Below are 19,796 nucleotides of genomic sequence, written 5' to 3' on the forward strand. Positions count from 1 at the left end.
GGCGCGAGGGGGATCAGCTTGAGCAGGATCGATACGTTCGTCGCGCCGCGGCCCAACCCGGCACTGATCAGGGCCATGACATCCGTCAACCGGATCGTCATGCTGCGCGGCATTCCCGGGTTTCGGGATCTGTTGCCGTTCAATCGCCTGGCCGGTCTGCGCGGCGTCTCAAATGTCCGCCATATCGACTTTCCCGACGCTGATCTTGAGCGGCTGAAGGCCAATTGCGGGGCAGGGAAGGCGACCTTCATTACGCCCAATCATCCCGAGTTCTTCACCGACTGGATGATCGACAAGGAAATCGTGTCGCAGGTCAGCCCGCTCACGGCCTCATGGGCGACCAATGGTGTCGTCAACGGCCTTGGCCGGCTGATGCAGAAGTTCTGGCTGGCCAACAATCTGATCGCCCAGATTCCCGGCAACAGCGGGGCAGCGAAGGAACACTCGATCGCCTGGGCCTTGAAAGGCCATGGCGTGCTGCTGCATCCCGAAGGCGGCGTCGGCTGGCATGCCAATGTCGTTGCGCCTTTGCTGCCGGGTGCCGTCGAGATGGGACTGGAGGCCCTCAAGCGCGGTCGGGCCACGGATCCCAATTTCAAGGTCTGGATCGCGCCCGTCGTCTGGAAGCTTGTCTTCACCGGCAACGTCGAAGCGGCACTGGCGAAGGAATGTGCCTATGTCGAGAAAAACCTCAAAATAGAACGCCAGGCGACCGACACGCTGCCGCAGCGCATTCACCATGTCTATTCGACACTGCTGGCCCGCGATGAAGCTGCCAGCGGTATGCCGTTCGCCCAAGGCGCTTCCTATGCCCAGCGTCAGAGGGTTTTGGTCACCGAGCTCAGCCGCCAGCTCGGCAAAAGCATCTCAGCCGACATTGATGTCGCCGACATCACCGAGCTTCTGCGGCGGGCGCGTCGCTGGCAGCGCGAAAACACTGGCGATGCCGAACGGCAAAGGCAGGTCCGCGCGCTCGCCGATAGGGTTCAGAGGCTGCAACGCGTCGGACCCTGGGCCTGCGCCAATCCGCGCATTAGCCAGGAGGAGATCGCCGAACATCTGAAGCGGATCCGCAACGACTATTGTCGGGGCGGGCTGCGCGACACGATGAACCGGTTCGTTCCGCAGCCGGCCGGGCCGCGTTGCGCCCACATCCGGGTGCCGGAGGCACTGGGCTTGCATGAGCATACGGGCTCGATCGACGATGCGGTTGCCGATCTGCACCGTCGCATGCAGGATACAGTCACCAACATCGTCGCCGAGCTTGCAGCCAATGGCGGCTTCATTTTCTATCCCAATCCATTCTATCGTCACTGACATCAGCCGGGCCATGTGGCCGACTGTCGTGACGGATGGAAGGCAGACAGCAAGCTTTATGGCAGCCTATGTCGACGCAGCGATCTGGAACTGGGCCGGCCATCGCTGGTGCCATCTGTTGGCCGACGACACCGACGAGTTGCATCGCTTTGCCGCGCATCTTGGCGTCAAGCGCTCATCCTACCAGGGGCCGCCCAAGACATCGGCGCCGCATTATGACATAACCGGCTTCGAGCGTGACCGTGCGGTGCGGCTCGGCGCCATCGAATGCAGCCGCGAGGAGATCGTCGCGGTCTTCCGGCGGGTGCGGGTGCCGAACGGCAAGATAAAGCGCTGACGGCAGCGCGCGGATCGTCGCACGCCGCACACAGGTCCCGCGGCACTTGCGTTTATCGCGCATCCCCTCTATATGCGCGCTCATTCCACACACGGACTTTGGTGTCTGCCCGGGAGAAATCCGGCTGAAACCTCCGGTGGCGTTCGAGGACAAAGTCCAAAAATGCCTGTGTCCGTGGAGGCTAACCGGAAAGGAACTTTGAATGGCACTGCCTGATTTCAGCATGCGCCAGCTTTTGGAAGCTGGCATTCACTTCGGCCACCAGACCCATCGCTGGAACCCGAAAATGGCGCCCTACATCTATGGCGCCCGCAACAACATCCACATCATCGACCTCTCGCAGACGGTGCCTTTGCTGCACCAGGCGCTGAAGCAGGTTTCCGACACCGTCGCCAAGGGCGGCCGGGTGCTGTTCGTCGGCACCAAGCGCCAGGCGTCCGACATCGTCGCCGATGCGGCACAGCGTTCGGCCCAGTACTACGTCAACTCGCGTTGGCTCGGCGGCATGCTGACCAACTGGAAGACGATCTCGAATTCGATCCAGCGCCTGCGCAAGCTCGACGAGATGCTGGCCGGTGAGGCGCAAGGGTTGACCAAGAAGGAACGCCTGAACCTCGACCGCGAGCGCGAGAAGCTCGACAAGGCGCTGGGCGGCATCAAGGACATGGGCTCGACGCCCGACCTGATGTTCGTGATCGACACCAACAAGGAAGCGATCGCCATTCTCGAGGCCAAGCGCCTCGGCATTCCGGTCGTCGCCATCATCGATTCGAACTGCGATCCGGACAAGATCGACTTCCCGATCCCCGGCAATGACGACGCGGCCCGCGCCATCCAGCTCTATTGCGATCTGATCGCCAAGGCTGCGATCGACGGCATCGCCCGTCAGCAGGGCGCGCTCGGCGTCGACATCGGCGCTTCGATCGAAGCTCCCGTCGAACCCGCGCTCGACCCGGCTCCGGCCCCGGCTGCAGACGCTCCGGAAGCTTGATAATCGAAGGCCGGTTGCGGCCTTCACCTTTCTCATATTCTGGCACGCTAAACAGACGCACCATCGAATACCGATGGTGCGTCGGTGCATTTAAAACAAAGAGGCGACAATGAGCATTTCGGCTGCACAGGTCAAAGAACTCCGCGACTTGACCGGCGCGGGCATGATGGATTGCAAGGCGGCGTTGACCGAGACCAACGGCAACATGGAAGAGGCCGTCGACTGGCTGCGCAAGAAGGGTATCTCCAAGGCCGACAAGAAGGCTGGCCGCACCGCGGCTGAAGGCCTGATCGGCGTCGACAACGGCGTGCGCGAGGCTGCCGTCGTCGAGGTCAATTCCGAGACCGACTTCGTTGCCCGCAACGCCGCGTTTCAGGAAATCGTCGCCAATGTTGCCAAGGTTGCGCTGGCCTACGGCACGACGGAGGCTGTGGCCGCCGCAAAGTATCCGGGTTCCGACAAGTCGGTTGCCGACACCATCAAGGACGCTGTCGGCACCATCGGCGAAAACATGGGCTTCCGCCGCTCGGCCAAGCTCACCGTCCCGCACGGTGCTGTCGCCACCTACGTCCACAACGCAGTTGCCGATGGTCTTGGCAAGCTCGGCGTTCTGGTCGCGATCGAGACCACGGGCAATGAGCATGCCGCCAATGCCTTTGGCCGCCAGGTTGCCATGCATGTCGCCGCCACCAACCCGCTGGCGCTGACGGCCGAGCAGATCGATCCGGCTGCGGTCGAGCGCGAGAAGGCGATCTTCGCCGATCAGGCGCGCCAGTCCGGCAAGCCGGAAGCGATCATCGAAAAGATGGTCGAAGGCCGCCTACGCAAGTTCTATGAGGAAGTCGTGCTCCTGAAGCAGGCCTTCGTGCTCAATCCCGACATCACTGTCGAGCAGGCACTGAAGGATGCCGAGAAGGAAATCGGCGCTCCGGCCAAGATCTCCGCCTATCTGCGCTTTGCGCTCGGCGAAGGCATTGAAAAGGAAGAGACCGATTTCGCGGCGGAAGTCGCGGCTGCGGTGAAGAAATAATCCTTACAAATAGCCCCTGAAGGGGCTTCTCAGCTCAGGCAACTCGGCCGGGTGTCCGCAAGGATGCCCGGCCGATTTCTTGTGCGGTGTCGATAAAGGCCCTGAGCTTCGGCGCCATTGACGCCCGGCGCGGGAAATAGAGGAATAGCCCCGGTTCCTCGATCGCCGTCTGCGGCAGCATCTGGACCAGGCGGCCCGCGGCAAGATCGGCGCGCGCCAGCGGCTCGAAGACATAGGCAAGCCCGACGCCTGCAAGCGCAAGATCGATTGCTGCGAGCGAATCCGTCACGACAACGCTGCCCCGCGTCTCCATGGCGATGTCCTTGCCATCCTCGATCAGATCCCAGCGATAGAGCGCACCAGAGCGGACGAGCCGGTAGCCAATACAATTGTGGTTCGCCAAATCGGCAACGCTGCTGGGACGGCCGTGCCGTCCGATATAAACGGGCGAGGCCACGATGACGACGGAGAACGGCGGCGTCAGCCGGACCGCGACCATGTCCTGGGCGATCATCTCGCCAAGCCGGATGCCGGCATCGAAGCCTTCGCCGACGATGTCAACCAGACCCTGGTCAGCGAAGACCTCCACCGTAACCTCCGGATAGCGTTCGGCCATCGCGGCGACCACCGGCGTCACCGCCAATGGTATGGCGATGTTGGAGGCGTTGATCCTGAGCAGGCCAGACGGCCTGCCTTTGACGCTGCGGATACGGTCCATCCGCTCGGCAATATCCTGGAGGGCCGGAGCCGCCGTTTCCACCAGCGCCTTGCCGGCCTCGGTGAGCGAAACGCTGCGCGTCGTCCGTGCGAACAAAGGCTGGCCGATCCGCTCTTCGACAATGCGCACCGCATGGCTGACTGCCGAAGGGCTCATGCCGAGTTCGGCGGCGGCAAGCGCGAAGCCGCCGCGTCGGGCCACGGCGACGATCACAGGCAAGTGGGTGAGCAGGTCCCGGTACATTCATGCATGATATCGCATGGTCCATGCGAACAATGCAATCTTGTCGATGTCGGCCGAGCGGTCCACATTGCCGGCCGCACGTCGACGATGGGCTGATGGCATCGAGGAGAAAGAACATGAATGCGTTGAAGCGCGTAACTTTCGCGGCAGGCATGGCGTTGGCGCCGATGGACGCCGGCGAGGCGGAGCCATCAGACTGGCGGGCGCTCGCAGACGAACGCGCGGTCATTCGCATCGCCGATGCCATCGACCGGGCCGTCGACGCCCAGAACTGGAAGCTTGCACGCAGCTATTTCGCGGATCGGGCCACTGCCGATTTCAGCAGCCTTTCCGGACAGCCGGCGGCCAACATCGCTTCCGACGACCTGATTGGCGCCTGGGCGGCCAACCTCAAGGGCAGCAAGACAAGCCTGCATCTGCGCACCAATCACCAGGTCGTTCTCGAAGGGGACACGGCGACTGTCCTGTCGAACGGCTATGCCTGGAACCGGATGGAAGGCAATGGCGACCCGCTTTGGGAGGTCTGGGGCACCTATGAGCATCACCTGACGCGTTTTGCGGATGGCTGGAAGGTCGATGGCTTTGCGTTCCGCATGACACACGAGCGCGGCAATCCCTGGGTCAAGACCACTCCGGGCCAGTGACGCTCGGGCATCTATCACCAAGCATTGGAAGACGATTATGACCATGACCTACTACACTCTTGGCAACAGCGGCCTCAGGGTCAGCCGGCTGGCGCTGGGCACGATGACTTTCGGCACGGAATGGGGCTGGGGAGCCGACAGGGATACGGCGCGGGCGATGTTCGACGCCTATGTCGAGGCGGGCGGCAATTTCTTCGACACGGCGGATCTCTACACAGACGGCACGGCCGAAGCCTGGCTTGGCGAATTCATCGCCGAGCGCGGCTTGCGCGACATGGCGGTGATCGCCAGCAAGTTCACCATGAACATGCAGCCCGGAAATCCGAATGCCGGCGGCAATGGCCGCAAGAACATCATGCGGGCCGTAGATGTTTCGCTGAAACGGTTGGGGACCGACTATATCGATCTCTATCTCATGCATGTCTGGGACAGGCTGACCCCGGCCGAGGAGGTCATGCGCACGCTGGACGACCTGGTTCGGATGGGCAAGGTGCGCCATGTCGGCCTTTCGGATGTGCCCGCCTGGTATGCGGGCCGCGCACAGGCGATCGCCGAATTGCGCGGATATGAGCCGGTTTCGGCGCTACAGCTCGAATATTCATTGGCCGAACGCGCGATCGAGAATGAGTTCGTGCCATTCGGCACGCGCCATGGCGCCGGCATCATGGTGTGGAGCCCGCTGGCCAGCGGGCTGCTGAGCGGCAAGTATCGGCCGGCTCAGGCCGGAACCGCGGGCCGGCTCGACGGATTTCGCAACTCGACGCATCCGGGGTTCCAAAAGTTCACGCAACGCAACTGGGCTATCGTGGCCGAACTCGAGAAGGTCGCATCCGAGATCGGCCGCAGCATGCCTCAGGTCGCGCTCAACTGGGTAGCGACGCAGCCGGGGATCGCGACCGTCATTCTCGGTGCGACGACGCTCAGCCAAATGCAGGACAATCTTGGCGCGCTGGATTTCGAGATTCCGAAAGCGCATCGCGACCGGCTGGAGAGGGTCAGCAGAACTCCAGCGCCGTTTCCCTATTCCTATTTCGGCGCGCAGATACAGGCGCGCGTCACCGGCGGCGCGACAACCGGCGACAAGCCCTCCAACTACGTGTCACCGGTGCTTATCGAAGGAGAGTCGGCCAGCGTGTCCACCAATTGATTGATGGGACAGGAAACCGGCGAATTTGCCGTTTGGGCGCCGCGTGACATCGCGGCGCCCTTCGTGTATCGGAACGCCATTGTTTCGAGGCGGCGCCTGCGCGAGGGTAGCCACCGGAACGCGCCACATGCAAATGAAGAGGCCCAGATGACGTTGAAGCCCCTCTACCGACGTGTCTTGTTGAAAGCGTCGGGCGAAGCATTGATGGGCGAGCAGCATTTCGGCATCGACGTTTCAGTGGTGGATCGCATCGCCGGCGACATCGCCGAGGCGCGTGCATTGGGCATCGAGGTCGGCGTCGTCATCGGCGGCGGCAACATCTTTCGCGGCGTGGCGGTTGCCTCCAAGGGCGGCGACCGTGTCACCGGCGACCACATGGGCATGCTTGCCACGGTGATCAACTCGCTGGCGCTGCGCACGTCGTTGAACAAGATCGGCGTCGACGCCGTGGTGCTTTCGGCGATCGCCATGCCCGAACTTTGCGAGAGCTTTTCGCAGCGCCAGGCGACTGCCTACATGAACCAGGGCAAGGTGGTGATCTTCGCCGGCGGCACCGGCAATCCGTTCTTCACCACTGATTCGGCCGCCGCCCTCCGCGCGGCTGAAATTGGCGCCGACGCACTGTTCAAGGGTACTCAGGTCGACGGCGTCTACTCGGCGGACCCGAAGAAGGACCCGAATGCGACGCGTTTCGAGCGCATCAGCCATGGCGAAGTCATAAATCGCGGCCTTTCCATCATGGATACTGCAGCGATTGCACTTGCGCGCGAAAACAACATTCCGATAATCGTCTATTCGATCCACGAAAAAGGTGGTTTCGGCGATATTCTGAGGGGCGGCGGCCGCTGCACGGTCGTCGCGGACGATTGATCGGCGGCCTGGCCCGAAGGGAAACCGGTTTTCGAAGGTCCGATTCGAAGACGGCCCCGAAGCAGTGAGCCCGCATTAGACGGGTCGAGGAGATAAAGATGAGTGGTGAGTACGACGATCTCAAGCGGCGCATGGATGGGGCCATCGCCGCGTTCAAGCATGATCTGGCTTCGCTGCGGACCGGTCGCGCCTCCAGCAATCTGCTCGATGCGATCCAGGTGCAGGCCTATGGCACCACCATGCCGATCAATCAGGTCGCCAACGTCTCGGTGCCGGAGCCGCGCATGATCTCGGTGTCGGTCTGGGACAAGTCGATGGTTGGCGCGGTCGACCGCGCGATCCGCGAATCCAATCTGGGTTTCAACCCGATCGTGGACGGCACCAACCTCAGGATTCCGCTTCCCGAACTCAACGAACAGCGCCGCAAGGAACTGGTCAAGATCTCGCACACCTACGCCGAGAACGCCCGGGTCGCCGCGCGCCATGTGCGCCGCGACGGCATGGACTTCCTGAAGAAGGCGGAGAAGGACGGCGACATCAGCGAGGACGATCAGCGCAAGCGCTCGGACCAGGTTCAGAAACTTACCGACGAGACGATCAGCACCATCGACCACCTGCTTTCCGATAAGGAAGCTGAAATCATGCAGGTTTAGGGTCTTGGCCTCCGGCTGACCCGAAAGCGAGAACATGGCAACGCCCGCGCATGTCGCGATCATCATGGACGGAAACGGACGCTGGGCCAAGGCGCGCGGCTTGCCTCGTCTTGCGGGCCATCGTGCCGGCGTCGAGGCGCTGCGCAAGACGGTGCGCGCAGCACCCGGGCTCGGCATCTCCTACCTGACCGTCTACGCTTTCTCGTCGGAGAACTGGTCGCGGCCGAAATCCGAGGTCAGCGACCTGATGGGCCTTCTGAAAATGTTCATCCGCCGTGACCTTGCCGAACTGCACCAGAGCGGTGTGCGGGTTAGAATCATCGGCGACCGGGCAGGGCTGCAGCCCGATATCAGGGGACTGCTCGACGAGGCCGAAACGCTGACGGCCGCAAATGAATCTCTGACGCTGGTGATCGCCTTCAACTATGGCGGACGCGACGAGATCGTTCGCACGGCGCAAAAGCTCGCTTTGGCCGTGGCGCGTGGCGAACTCGACGCCGAGGCGATATCAGCCGAAAGCTTTGCCGTTGCGCTTGATACGCAAGGCATTCCCGACCCGGAACTGGTCATTCGCACCAGCGGCGAGCTTCGCCTGTCGAATTTCCTCCTGTGGCAGGCCGCCTATAGCGAGCTCGTCTTCCTGCCTTGCTACTGGCCCGACTTCAGCCGCGAGCACCTTGCCGAGGCCTTGCGTGAGTTTGCTGGCCGCGAACGCCGGTTCGGTGGACTTGGAGGCCAGGACGTCGCTTCGCGACCGGCCGCGGGATGAGCAATCTCCAGCTGCGTGTCGTTTCGGCGATCGTGCTCGCCATCATCACTCTCGGTCTGACCTGGATCGGCGGTCTGCCGTTCCGGCTGCTGTGCGCCGTGATATCGGCGGCGATCTTCTATGAATGGACCCGCATGTCGCGCCCGACCGGGGCCACGGGCCTGGGTTTCCTGCCGGAAGCATTGCTGGTCGTCTTCGTTGGCGCCTTGATCGGCGGCCTGGCCGCCTCCTGGCTGCTGCCGCTTGTGGCGGCCATTGTTGCCGCAACGGCGATAGCCGCCTCGCTTCGCAAGACCGGACAATGGGATGCGAGCGGCCTCGCCTATGCCGCGGTTTCAGGCCTGTCGCTCGCCTTGCTGCGCGATGGCGATCGTTCGGGCCTCATTGCCATCCTGTTCCTGTTTGCGGTCGTCTGGGCCACCGATATCCTTGCCTATTTCGTTGGCCGTGCCGTTGGGGGGCCGAAACTGGCGCCCTCTATCTCGCCCGGCAAGACGCGCAGCGGCGCGCTCGGCGGTGCGCTCGGCGGCGTCGTCGCCGGGCTGGTCCTCGCCGTAGCTGCCGGTGTCGGCAATCTGGCATTGCTCGGCCTGGTGGCGCTCGTGCTGTCGATTGTCTCGCAGGCAGGCGACCTGTTTGAATCCTGGGTCAAGCGCCGCCATGGCCGCAAGGACTCAGGCGCGCTCATCCCGGGCCATGGCGGCGTCATGGATCGTGTCGATGGGCTTGTCGCAGCTGCATTCGCCCTATACGTCATCGGCTGGATTTCGGCGAACGCCGATCATCCGGCGCAGGGTCTGTTTCCCGTTTGAGTGGTGTCATTTCAGGTCCTTTGCGCGATGCGCCTTGGATTCGCCCGGATTGGTGTCACAGTCACGGCGCAGTCTGCGCCGTGGAAGAATTGAGGGTTTGTCTTGAACGAGATTCTTCACGCGCTTTTCAGCACACAAGGCTTTGTCCTCGGCACGCTGGTGCCATTCCTCTTCGTGCTGACCGTGGTCGTGTTCGTCCACGAAATGGGCCATTACCTTGTCGGGCGCTGGTGCGGCATCGGCGTCAGGGCCTTCTCGATCGGCTTCGGCCCGGAACTCTTCGGCTTCAACGACAGCCACGGCACGCGCTGGAAACTGTGTGCGATACCGCTTGGCGGCTATGTCAAATTCGTCGGCGACATGAACGCCACATCGAGCCAGCCGACGTCGGAAGAAATTGAAACGCTGACCGCGGAAGAGCGCAAGGTCGCCTTCCACACGCAGCCGATCTGGAAGCGCGCGGCAACGGTGGTGGCCGGACCGCTGTTCAATTTCCTGCTGACGATCGTCGTCTTTTCCGTGCTGTTCACCGCCTATGGCCGCTATGTCGCCGAGCCGATGGTGGCCGAGGTGACCGCCGACAGCCCGGCGGCGAAGGCCGGCATCCTTCCCGGCGACCGATTCGTCAGCGTCGACGGCAACAAGGTCGAAACCTTTGGCGACGTTCAACGCCTGGTTTCGGGCCGTGCGGACGACGCAATCACTTTCGTCATGCTGCGCGACGGCCGGGAGGTCACTGTGACCGCGGCACCGCGGCTGATGGAACAGGAAGACGCGCTCGGCAACAAGGTCAAGGTCGCTGTAATCGGTGTCGTCAACAACAAGGAACTCGGCCAGCCACGGCTCATCACCTACACGCCTGTTGGAGCTGTCGCGGCAGCGGTCGAGGAAACCGGTCACGTCATCCAGCGCACCGGCCAGTTCCTGCAGCGCTTTGTTGTCGGGCGCGAAGACAAATGTCAGCTGGGCGGCCCGGTGAAGATCGCCGACATGGCGGGCAGGGCTGCGAAACTGGGATTCGAATGGCTCGTGCAGCTGGTTGCACTGCTATCCGTTGGCATCGGAATTCTGAACCTTTTGCCGATTCCCCCCCTCGACGGCGGTCACCTCTTGTTCTACGGGGTGGAGGCTGTCATTCGCCGTCCGGTGTCGGAACGGATGATGGAAATGGCCTATCGGGCCGGGTTGCTTCTGGTGCTGTGCTTCATGGGGTTCGTTTTTTGGAACGATCTGTTTGGGTGCTGAAATCATGAAGAAATTTGGCTTCTGCATGGACGATGTTGAGACGCCGTTTACCATGCAAGGGGATATGAGTGACGCGAAAGCCACGCCGCAGGGTTAAGTAAATACAAATTAACCAGAAGCCTTGCGTGTAGGGAAAATCCGGTTAATACGGTAGGGGAAATTACCGCACGTCCGGTTTTCTCGCCGTGGGGACTACGAGAAAAGGTTATTAAGCCCGATGAAGGCAGCATCCAAGTTTCTAAGCGCCGCGTCCGCGGTGACCCTGTCCGCGGCCATGGTCGTGCCAGGCGCGCTCGCAGTGCAGTTCGTTGCCACATCGGCGGCTGAAGCCGCTGTCGTCAGCAGAGTCGAAGTAAGCGGCAACCAGCGTATCGACGCTGAGACCATCCGCAATTACATCACCATCAAGCCGGGCAAGGCTTTCTCCAGTTCCGATATCGACGGTGCGGTCAAGGCACTGTTTGGCACCGGCCTGTTTTCGGATGTGCAGATCAACCAGGTCGGCTCGACGCTGGTGGTGAAGGTTGCCGAGTATCAGGTTGTCAACCAGGTGCTGTTCCAGAACAACAAGAAACTCAAGGACAATGCGCTCGCGGCGGCGGTGCAGCTGAAGCCGCGCGGAACGTTCTCGCAGGCGACGCTCGATGCCGACGTGGAGTCGGTCAAGGCTGCCTACAAGCGCATTGGTCGCGACGACGTGACCGTGACCACGCAGGTCATGCAGCTTGGCGACAATCGCGTGAATGTGGTCTTCAACATTGCCGAAGGCGATCGCACGCAGATCGCGGCGATCAATTTCGTCGGCAACAGCGCCTATTCCAGCCGCCGCCTGTCGGATATCATCAACACCAAGCGTTCGTCCTGGGTTTCCTTCATCCTGCGCGACGACGTCTACGACGATGACAAGCTGCGCGCGGACCAGGAGCTGCTGCGCCGCTTCTACTACAATCACGGCTATGCCGACTTCCAGGTCGTGTCCGCCGTCGGCGAGCTCGACAGCGCGACGAACAAGTACACGGTCACCATCACCGTCCAGGAAGGCGACCGCTACACGTTCGGCGATGTCAGCGTCGAGAGCACGATCCCTGAAGTCGACGGCAAGTCGCTGGAATCGGTGATCGAGACCCACAAGGGTGACGTCTACAACGCCAAGAACGTCGAGGATTCCATCATCGCGCTGACCGAGAAGGTGGCCGGTTCCGGCTATGCCTTCGCGCAGGTCACGCCGCGCGGCGACCGCAATTTCGAGAACCACACCATTTCGGTGGTCTATACGATCGACCAGGGCACCAAGGCCTATATCGAGCGCATCGAGATCCGCGGCAACGATCGCACGCGTGACTATGTCATTCGCCGGGAGTTCGACGTCAGCGAAGGCGACGCCTTCAACCAGGTGCTCATCCAGCGCGCGAAGAAGCGCCTGGAAAACTTGAATTACTTTGAGAAAGTCGACATCTCGACTGTGCCGGGTTCGCAGCCCGACCAAGTCGTTCTGGTGGTTGACGTGGTTGAGAAGTCGACCGGCGAGTTCTCGGTGGGTGCTGGTTATTCGACCGGTGGCGACACGGCCGGTCCGTCGGTCGAAGGCTCGGTGACCGAGCGCAACTTCCTCGGCCGCGGCCAGTTCATCAAGGTGTCTGCGGGCGGCGGCAAGAATTCGCGCGACTACAGCCTGTCCTTCACCGAGCCTTATTTCCTCGGACGGCGCATCGCCGCCGGTTTCGACATCTTCAAGCAAACCCGGAACTACGATCATTACGACAGTGACACCACGGGTGCGACCGTGCGTTTCGGCCTGCCGATCACCGACAGCATCACGACGCAGCTAGCTTACAACATCTCGCAAGAGAAATATAAGCTGGATGATGATTGCGTGACCGGTGGCATTTATGATCCCCTTAAGTGCAATGTTTCCGACGCTATCCTGGATGGCATAGAGCAGAGCCCATGGATCAAGTCTTCGGTTAGCCTGGGATTGGTCTACAACACCATCGACGACATGAAGAACCCGCACGAGGGTATCTACGCCACCACGACGGTGGAAGTCGCGGGTCTCGGTGGCGATGCAAAGTTCGTGAAGGTCACGGGGCGAGGCAGCATCTACCAGACGCTGTCGGAGCAGTATGATCTGGTCGGACTTATTTCGGGCGGCGCCGGTCATGTCGAAGGCTACGGCGGCGACGGCGATCTGCGCGTGTTCGATCACTTCCAGAGCAGCGACCGCATGATCCGCGGCTTCGCCTACGGCGGCATCGGTCCGGTCGACAACGACGGCGCTGGCGACCATCTGGGCGGCACGACCTATTTTAACGCCTCGGCGGAAGCCCAGTTCCCGCTTCCGGTCGTTCCAGAGAGCTTCGGCCTGCGTGGCGCGGTCTTCGCGGATGCGGCCACGCTCTACGGCAGCAAGGTTGCCAACGACTTGGTCGACCAGTCGACGGTGGGCATGAAGCTGCGCGCTTCGGTCGGTGTTGGCTTGATGTGGGCGTCGCCGTTCGGTCCGATCCGTATCGACTACGCGATCCCGGTCAAGAAGGAAGCGTCTGACGACGTGCAGGAATTCAACTTCGGCATATCGACCCGCTTCTGATCGGCGGCCAACGATGCTCCCGGGTCTTCAGGGTCCGGGAGAAATGTTCCGACCTAGCTGGATATAGCTTCTGGAATGACCGATCCGGTGTTCTTCGCGCCATCACGCCGGTATACGGCGGGCGAAGTCGCGAATCTGACCGGCTCGGTGCTTGTCGATTCCGGCCACTCCAATATTTTGATCGAAGCACTCGCGCCGGCCAGCGAGGGCGGCGAGAATGCGCTCGTCTTTGTCGACGGCAAGCGTAATTCCGCGCTGATGCCGTCGCTGCGGGCTGCCGCGGTGCTGTGCCCGGCGGAATTTGCCGGCAAGGCGCCGGCAAGCGTTGCCGTTCTCATTCATCCGCGTCCGCAGCAGGCCTTCGCGCTGATCGGGCGTCTGCTGTTTCCGAGGGCAGCGACACCAGGGCCGATGACCAGTGAAACCGGCGTCTCGCCGCACGCTCATGTCGATGCGACCGCGCATGTCGAAGCCGGTTCCGTCATCGAGGCCGGCGCGGTTATCGGGCCAGGCGCTTCGATCGGCAGCGGTACTGTCATCGCCCCGAATGCGGTCATCGGACAATCCTGCCAGATCGGCCGCGACGGCTATGTCGGTCCGGGCGCCAGCATCCAGTATGCCTTGATCGGCAATCGCGTCATCATTCATGGCGGCGCCAGGATAGGCCAGGATGGTTTTGGCTTCGTCGGCGGGGCCAAGGGTCCCGAACGCGTGCCGCAGATCGGCCGTGTCGTTATCCAGGACGACGTCGAGATCGGCTCCAACACCACCGTCGATCGCGGCGCCATGTCCGATACGATCATCGGCCAAGGCACCAAGATCGACAATCTCGTGCAGATCGCCCATAACGTCCGCATCGGCCGCAATTGCATAATAGCCGGGCTTTCGGGTATTTCGGGTTCTGTGGTCGTGGGTGACAATGTCACCATGGGCGGCGGCGTGGGGCTTGCGGATCACCTGACCATAGGGACAGGGGCCAAGCTTGCCGCCAGAAGTGGATTTATGAGCAATGTCCCTGCAGGCGAGATCTGGGGCGGCTATCCGGCACAGCCGATGGCGGAAGCCATGCGGGAGATAGCCATGCTGCGCAAGCTCGCCAGGACCCGCAAACAGGGCGAGGGAGGCAATGGCTGACATGATCGCGTCGACGACGCTGGAAGCGGTCGACATCATGGGGCTGATGAAGCTCCTGCCGCACCGCTATCCGTTCCTGATGATCGATCGTATCGTCGACATCGATGGCGACGAATCCGCCATCGGCATCAAGAACGTGACCATAAACGAGCCGCATTTTCAGGGCCATTTCCCTGAGCAGCCGGTCATGCCGGGTGTGCTCATCGTTGAGGCGATGGCGCAGACGGCCGGCGCCATCTGTATCCGCAGCCTGGGTACCGAAAAGCCGTCGCTGGTCTATTTCCTGACCATCGACAACGCCAAATTCCGCAAACCGGTCGTTCCCGGCGACCAGTTGAAGATCTATGTCAAGAAAATCAAGAAACGCGGCAACCTGCTCAAATTCGCTTGTGAAGCCATGGTCGACGGCGCCAAGGCGGCCGAGGCCGAGATTTCAGCCATGATGGTCACCAGCGACTGACGATCGAGTGCTTATGAAAATCAAGACATCCATCCATGCTTCCTCCATTGTCGAGGAAGGCGCCAAAATCGGCCAAGGTGTGCGCATCGGGCCGTTCTGCCATGTCGGCGCCGATGTGGTGATCGGCGACGACGTCGAACTGGTCAGTCATGTCTCGGTGATGGGCGCGACGTCGATCGGCGCCTCGACCAAGGTCTACCCGATGGCGACATTGGGCGCGCCGCCGCAGAACACCAAGCACAAGGGCGGCCGAACCACCCTGGTCATCGGCAGGAACTGCACGATCCGCGAAGGCGTGACGATGCATCTCGGCACCGATTCCAGCCGCGGTGAGACGACGGTCGGCGACAACGGCAATTTCCTCGCCTACGCCCATATCGCCCATGATTGCGTCGTCGGCAACAATGCGACGTTCGCCAATGGCGCAACGCTGGGCGGCCACTGCGAGGTCGGTAACAACGTCTATATCGGCGGCCTGACCGCAGTGCATCAGTTTGTCCGCATCGGCGACAACGCCTTTCTGGGCGGTTGCTCCGCGATCGTCGGCGATGTCATCCCCTTCGCCATAGCGGTCGGCAACCGCGCCAGTTTGCGCGGTCTCAACATCATCGGGCTCAAGCGCTCCGGCCTGCCGAGGTCCGAAATCCTTGTGCTGCGCAAGGCTTACAGGATGATCTTCGATCGTTCCCGCACTGTTGGCGAGAACATCGAGTTCGCCAAGGCGGAGTTCGCGTCGTCGCCGACCGCCATGAAGATCATCGATTTCATCACCAGTCGCGGCAAGCGGCACTATGCTGTGCCGTCGCTCAAGGGCGGCGATGGCGACGACGTCGATGACGAAGACTGAGACAGCGGCAGCGCGTCTTGATCTTCCGCCGGGCTCCAGGGTCGGCATCATTGCCGGCGGCGGCAGTCTGCCGGTCGAAGTCGCGGCCGGCTCGGTTGAACAAGGCTATCCGCCCTTCGTCATCCTGATGGAAGGCGAGGTCGACCGCATCGCGGAGCTCTCCCGATACGATCATGAAAGCCTCGCTCTGGAAGGTATAGGCTCGCTGGTCCCATTGCTACGGCGGCACCGGATCACCCATCTGGTGCTTGCAGGCGAGATCAAGCGCCGGCCGCGATTGCTTGCGCTGCGCCCCAGTCTCAGCCTGCTCGCGGTAATTCCGCTGGTCGTCTTGGCGCTCGCGCGTGGCGACGATGGCCTGCTGAAGGTCTTGGCGAGGGGCCTCGAAGCCCGTGGAATAAAAGTTGTCGGCGCCCATGAAGTCGTGCCGAGCCTTGTCGCCGCCGAAGGCGTCCTGACCAACGCCGCGCCACAAAAGTCGGACTGGCGTGACATCGAGGCAGGCCTTGCCGCAGCAAAAGCCATCGGGGCGCTGGACATCGGCCAGGCCGCGATCGCCATCGGTGGCCGGACCATTGCGCTGGAAGGCATCGAAGGAACAGCCGGATTGCTTGAGCGGGCAAAGCTTTTACGCGGCCACGGCCGTATTGCGGGCAAGACCCGCGGCGTCCTGGTCAAGTGCGCCAAGCCTGGCCAGGAACTGCGAGCGGATCTTCCGTCCATCGGCCTGCAGACGGTCGAAGCAGCGCATGCAGCCGAGCTTGCCGGGATTGCCGTCGAGGCGGGACGTTCGCTGGTTCTCGAAGGTCCTGAAACCATCGCGCGCGCCAACGCACTCGGCCTGTTCGTCATTGGCCTGCCTGCCACGACGGAGCCGCACAGTGGCTGACAGGGCATTGAAGATCGCGATTGTTGCCGGCGAGGAGTCCGGCGACCTGCTCGGCGCCGACATAGTACGCTCGCTCAGGCAGGCGGCCGGGCGCGAGGTGCAACTCGTCGGCCTCGGCGGCCGTCATTTGCAGACGCTGGGACTGGTCTCGCCATTCGATGCCGGCGAGATCGCCCTCATGGGGTTCAGTGCCGTCCTGCGCGACCTTCCGCGCCTGATGCGGCGGATCAGCCAACTGGCCAAGACCGTTGCCGACGAAAAGCCGGATTGCCTCGTCACCATCGACAGTCCGGACTTTTCGTTGCGCGTCGCCAAAAAGGTGCGTGCGGCCAACCCGTCGATTCCGATCATCCACTATGTCTGTCCCAGCGTATGGGCGTGGCGGCCGGGCAGGGCGGTCGCGATGAAGCCCTATGTCGACCACATCCTCTGCATCCTGCCTTTCGAGGTTAAGGAGTTGGAGCGGCTCGGCGGGCCACCGGGCACCTATGTCGGGCATCGCCTGACGCACGATGCGGGCTTGCTCGCTGCAGCCAAGGCGCAGGAGTTGCCGCGCGACCTTTCTCCTGATCGGGTCAAAACCTTGCTCGTCCTGCCCGGTTCGCGGCGTAGCGAGGTACGGCGGCTGCTCGACCCGTTCGGCGAGACGGTGTCGATCCTGCGCGCGCGCGGCCACCGCTTGCGGCTGCTGCTGCCGACCGTCCCGCATGTCGCCGACCTCGTCAAATCTTCCGTCAACCGCTGGGATGAAAAGCCTGAGATCATCGTCGATCCCCAGCGCAAATGGCAGGCTTTCGGCAGGGCCGATGCGGCGCTGATCGCGTCCGGGACGGTATCGCTGGAACTGGCGCTGGCCGGCGTGCCGATGATTTCCTGCTACAGGCTCGACCCGGTCGCGCGCATCTTGGCGCCGTACCTCGTTTCCGTCTGGTCGGCGCTGCTGCCCAATCTGATATCGGATCGAGCGCTTATTCCCGAATTCTACGACGGCTATATCAAGCCGAACAACCTTGCCCGGCAATTGGAAGCACTGTTCGCCGACAGCGGCATGCGTGCCTGGCAGAAGGATGGATTTGCAGAGATCAGGCGGCGCATGGCTACCGGTAGACCGTCCGGCGAGATCGCCGCGCAGGTGGTGATGCGGTATGTCAAGAGAGTGAGTAGTCAGTAATCAGTAGAAATGGTCGACTTCACTACTCACTACTCACTACTCACTACTCACTATTTCCTAATTCACCGCTTGGCGATCGGCACGTAATCCCGCTCCGGTGCACCGGTATAGAGCTGGCGCGGGCGGCCGATCTTCTGGCGCGGATCCTCGATCATCTCTTTCCACTGGGCGATCCAGCCGACGGTGCGGGCGACCGCGAACAGCACGGTGAACATGGTGGTGGGGAAGCCCAGCGCCTTCAGCGTAATGCCGGAATAGAAGTCGACATTCGGGTAGAGCTTCTTCTCGATGAAATAGGAATCGGTCAGCGCGATCTTTTCCAGCTCCATGGCGATGTCGAGCAGCGGATCGTCCTTGATGCCGAGCTCGCCCAGAACCTCATGTGCCGTCTTCTGCATGATCTTGGCGCGCGGATCGTAGTTCTTGTAGACGCGGTGGCCGAAGCCCATCAAGCGGAACGGGTCGTCCTTGTCTTTGGCGCGGGCGATGAATTCGGGGATGTGATCGACATGGCCGATCTCGCCAAGCATGTTGAGCGCCGCTTCATTGGCGCCGCCATGCGCGGGTCCCCACAGGCAGGCTATGCCGGCGGCGATGCACGCAAACGGGTTGGCGCCCGACGAGCCGGCGAGGCGAACGGTCGAGGTCGAGGCATTTTGCTCGTGGTCGGCGTGCAGGATGAAGATGCGTTCCATGGCGCGCGCCAGCACCGGATTGATCTTGTATTCCTCGCAAGGCACGGCAAAGCACATATGCAGGAAGTTGGCGGCAAAGTTCAGCTCGTTCTTCGGGTAAATGAAGGGCTGGCCGATGTGGTATTTGTAGGCCATCGCCGCGATCGTCGGCATCTTGGCGATCAGCCGCATGGAGGCAACCATGCGCTGGTAGGGGTCGGAAATGTCGGTGGAGTCGTGATAGAAGGCCGACAGCGCGCCGACCACGCCGCACATCACCGCCATCGGATGCGCGTCGCGGCGGAAGCCGGTGAAAAAGCGCGACATCTGCTCATGCACCATGGTGTGGCGCGTCACGCGGTAATCGAAATCGTCCTTCTGCGCCTTGGTCGGCAATTCACCGTAGAGCAGGAGATAGCAGACCTCGAGGAAGTCGCCATGTTCGGCCAACTGGTCGATCGGATAGCCGCGGTGCAACAGGATGCCGGCGTCGCCGTCGATGAAGGTGATTTCGGACTCGCAGCTTGCCGTCGAGGTGAAGCCGGGATCGTAGGTGAAAGCGCCGGTGGTTGAGTAGAGCGAGGCGATGTCGATCACATCAGGCCCGACCGAACCGCTTCGCACCTTGAATTCATGGGTCTTGCCGGCGAATTCAAGCGTTGCGGTGGCCTCTTGGGTCTTGCCCAAATCCAGTTTTTTCGCAGCTTCGGTCATTGCAAACTCCTTCTTGTTTCCTCATGCCGGCAAAGGCAAATTTCGCAGAGCGACACGTCGAAAATCACCGCAATGCGCGTATTCGCCACCGCATTTCAGGAGGTGCGTGCCAGATTGGGCCAAGGCCTAATGTTGCACTGCGAAACCCGCCTTTCAATGCCAATCTTCTTGGGCCAGTTTGCTCCTAATCGATTTGATCTGAGATGCGCGCCAGGCTTTCCTCGCGGCCGAGCACGGCGAGCACATCGAACACGCCCGGCGAGGTGCTTTTGCCGGTCAAAGCGGCGCGCAAAGGCTGGGCCACCGCGCCGAGCTTGTGGCTGCCGGCCGCTGCCACCTCGCGGATCGCCGCCTCCGCCGAGGCGGCTGTCCAGTCACCCGCAAGCCCGTTCAAAGCTTCGTGAGCACTGCGCAGGATCTTGCGGGCGTCATCGGTGAGCAGAAGGGCCGCCTTGTCGTCGATCGGCAGCGGTCGGGTGGCAAACAGGAAAGCCGCGCCGTCGACGAGCTCCACCAGCGTCTTGGCGCGCTCCTTCAGGCC

General features: G+C 62.1%; 19 protein-coding genes and 1 pseudogene. 17 read left to right on the forward strand and 3 right to left on the reverse strand.

Features of this window, described 5'->3' with window-relative positions; genetic code table 11:
- The first annotated feature begins 18 nt into the window (after positions 1-18).
- From EN990_RS17585 to tsf, 4 genes are all read left to right on the forward strand, one after another.
- Positions 19-1,317 carry a hypothetical protein gene (locus EN990_RS17585; RefSeq protein ID WP_127368435.1) on the forward strand — a complete coding sequence of 433 codons (1,299 nt, stop codon included), beginning with the start codon at positions 19-21 and terminating at the stop codon, positions 1,315-1,317.
- Positions 1,318-1,375: 58 nt separating this feature from the next.
- Positions 1,376-1,654 carry a DUF4031 domain-containing protein gene (locus EN990_RS17590; protein WP_013531766.1) on the forward strand — a complete coding sequence of 93 codons (279 nt, stop codon included), beginning with the start codon at positions 1,376-1,378 and terminating at the stop codon, positions 1,652-1,654.
- Between the two features lie 202 nt (positions 1,655-1,856).
- Entirely contained in the window at positions 1,857-2,645 is a 789-nt protein-coding gene (gene rpsB / locus EN990_RS17595; protein ID WP_013531765.1) for a 30S ribosomal protein S2, read from the forward strand.
- A 109-nt stretch (positions 2,646-2,754) separates the two neighbouring features.
- On the forward strand, positions 2,755-3,675 hold the full coding sequence (gene tsf / locus EN990_RS17600; protein WP_013531764.1) for a translation elongation factor Ts: 921 nt from the start codon (positions 2,755-2,757) through the stop codon (positions 3,673-3,675).
- Positions 3,676-3,709: 34 nt separating this feature from the next.
- Here tsf and EN990_RS17605 read toward each other — a convergent pair whose 3' ends face one another.
- Positions 3,710-4,636 (reverse strand): LysR family transcriptional regulator, encoded by a 927-nt coding sequence (locus EN990_RS17605; RefSeq protein WP_127368442.1) that lies wholly within the window; start codon positions 4,634-4,636, stop codon positions 3,710-3,712.
- 116 nt (positions 4,637-4,752) lie between these two features.
- Here EN990_RS17605 and EN990_RS17610 point away from each other — a divergent pair, with 116 nt between their 5' ends.
- The 13 genes from EN990_RS17610 to lpxB all read left to right on the forward strand — a co-directional run bounded on the left by EN990_RS17610 (position 4,753) and on the right by lpxB (position 17,867).
- Positions 4,753-5,280, forward strand: coding sequence for a nuclear transport factor 2 family protein (locus EN990_RS17610; protein WP_127385400.1), 528 nt, complete (start codon positions 4,753-4,755; stop codon positions 5,278-5,280).
- 37 nt (positions 5,281-5,317) lie between these two features.
- Positions 5,318-6,427, forward strand: a complete 1,110-nt coding sequence (locus EN990_RS17615; protein WP_127368444.1) for an aldo/keto reductase — start codon at positions 5,318-5,320, stop codon at positions 6,425-6,427.
- Positions 6,428-6,574: 147 nt separating this feature from the next.
- The gene (gene pyrH, locus EN990_RS17620) at positions 6,575-7,297 is read left to right on the forward strand and encodes a UMP kinase (RefSeq protein ID WP_127368445.1); all 723 of its coding nucleotides are present in this window, start codon (positions 6,575-6,577) and stop codon (positions 7,295-7,297) included.
- Between the two features lie 98 nt (positions 7,298-7,395).
- Positions 7,396-7,950 carry a ribosome recycling factor gene (gene frr / locus EN990_RS17625; protein ID WP_013531759.1) on the forward strand — a complete coding sequence of 185 codons (555 nt, stop codon included), beginning with the start codon at positions 7,396-7,398 and terminating at the stop codon, positions 7,948-7,950.
- A gap of 34 nt (positions 7,951-7,984) precedes the next feature.
- Positions 7,985-8,719: an isoprenyl transferase gene (locus EN990_RS17630; protein ID WP_013531758.1), complete on the forward strand. Its 735-nt coding sequence runs from the start codon at positions 7,985-7,987 to the stop codon at positions 8,717-8,719.
- On the forward strand, positions 8,716-9,531 hold the full coding sequence (locus EN990_RS17635) for a phosphatidate cytidylyltransferase (protein ID WP_127368446.1): 816 nt from the start codon (positions 8,716-8,718) through the stop codon (positions 9,529-9,531). The genes EN990_RS17630 and EN990_RS17635 overlap by 4 nt, the downstream gene beginning before the upstream one ends.
- 102 nt (positions 9,532-9,633) lie before the next feature.
- Positions 9,634-10,776 (forward strand): RIP metalloprotease RseP, encoded by a 1,143-nt coding sequence (gene rseP / locus EN990_RS17640; protein ID WP_024503348.1) that lies wholly within the window; start codon positions 9,634-9,636, stop codon positions 10,774-10,776.
- A 217-nt stretch (positions 10,777-10,993) separates the two neighbouring features.
- The gene (bamA, locus tag EN990_RS17645) at positions 10,994-13,366 is read left to right on the forward strand and encodes an outer membrane protein assembly factor BamA (RefSeq protein ID WP_027161557.1); all 2,373 of its coding nucleotides are present in this window, start codon (positions 10,994-10,996) and stop codon (positions 13,364-13,366) included.
- Between the two features lie 75 nt (positions 13,367-13,441).
- Entirely contained in the window at positions 13,442-14,500 is a 1,059-nt protein-coding gene (gene lpxD, locus EN990_RS17650) for a UDP-3-O-(3-hydroxymyristoyl)glucosamine N-acyltransferase (RefSeq protein WP_127368447.1), read from the forward strand.
- Positions 14,493-14,960, forward strand: a complete 468-nt coding sequence (gene fabZ / locus EN990_RS17655) for a 3-hydroxyacyl-ACP dehydratase FabZ (RefSeq protein ID WP_013531753.1) — start codon at positions 14,493-14,495, stop codon at positions 14,958-14,960. Before lpxD ends, fabZ begins: the two co-directional genes overlap by 8 nt.
- 13 nt (positions 14,961-14,973) lie before the next feature.
- Positions 14,974-15,807: an acyl-ACP--UDP-N-acetylglucosamine O-acyltransferase gene (gene lpxA, locus EN990_RS17660; RefSeq protein ID WP_013531752.1), complete on the forward strand. Its 834-nt coding sequence runs from the start codon at positions 14,974-14,976 to the stop codon at positions 15,805-15,807.
- Positions 15,794-16,696, forward strand: coding sequence for an LpxI family protein (locus tag EN990_RS17665; RefSeq protein WP_164753762.1), 903 nt, complete (start codon positions 15,794-15,796; stop codon positions 16,694-16,696). Before lpxA ends, EN990_RS17665 begins: the two co-directional genes overlap by 14 nt.
- Positions 16,689-17,867 carry a lipid-A-disaccharide synthase gene (gene lpxB / locus EN990_RS17670; protein WP_127385140.1) on the forward strand — a complete coding sequence of 393 codons (1,179 nt, stop codon included), beginning with the start codon at positions 16,689-16,691 and terminating at the stop codon, positions 17,865-17,867. Before EN990_RS17665 ends, lpxB begins: the two co-directional genes overlap by 8 nt.
- A 62-nt stretch (positions 17,868-17,929) precedes the next feature.
- On the opposite strand, the gene gltA is transcribed toward lpxB, so the two are convergent.
- Both gltA and EN990_RS17680 read right to left on the reverse strand, forming a co-directional pair.
- A complete protein-coding gene (gltA, locus tag EN990_RS17675) occupies positions 17,930-19,255 on the reverse strand; it encodes a citrate synthase (protein ID WP_013531749.1) in 1,326 nt (441 codons plus the stop codon).
- A gap of 184 nt (positions 19,256-19,439) precedes the next feature.
- A pseudogene (locus EN990_RS17680) lies at positions 19,440-19,796 on the reverse strand (glutamate--tRNA ligase); the annotation flags it as partial.

The organism is Mesorhizobium sp. M7A.F.Ca.US.005.03.1.1, assembly GCF_003997975.1.
In the GTDB taxonomy this organism is placed as follows: domain Bacteria; phylum Pseudomonadota; class Alphaproteobacteria; order Rhizobiales; family Rhizobiaceae; genus Mesorhizobium; species Mesorhizobium ciceri.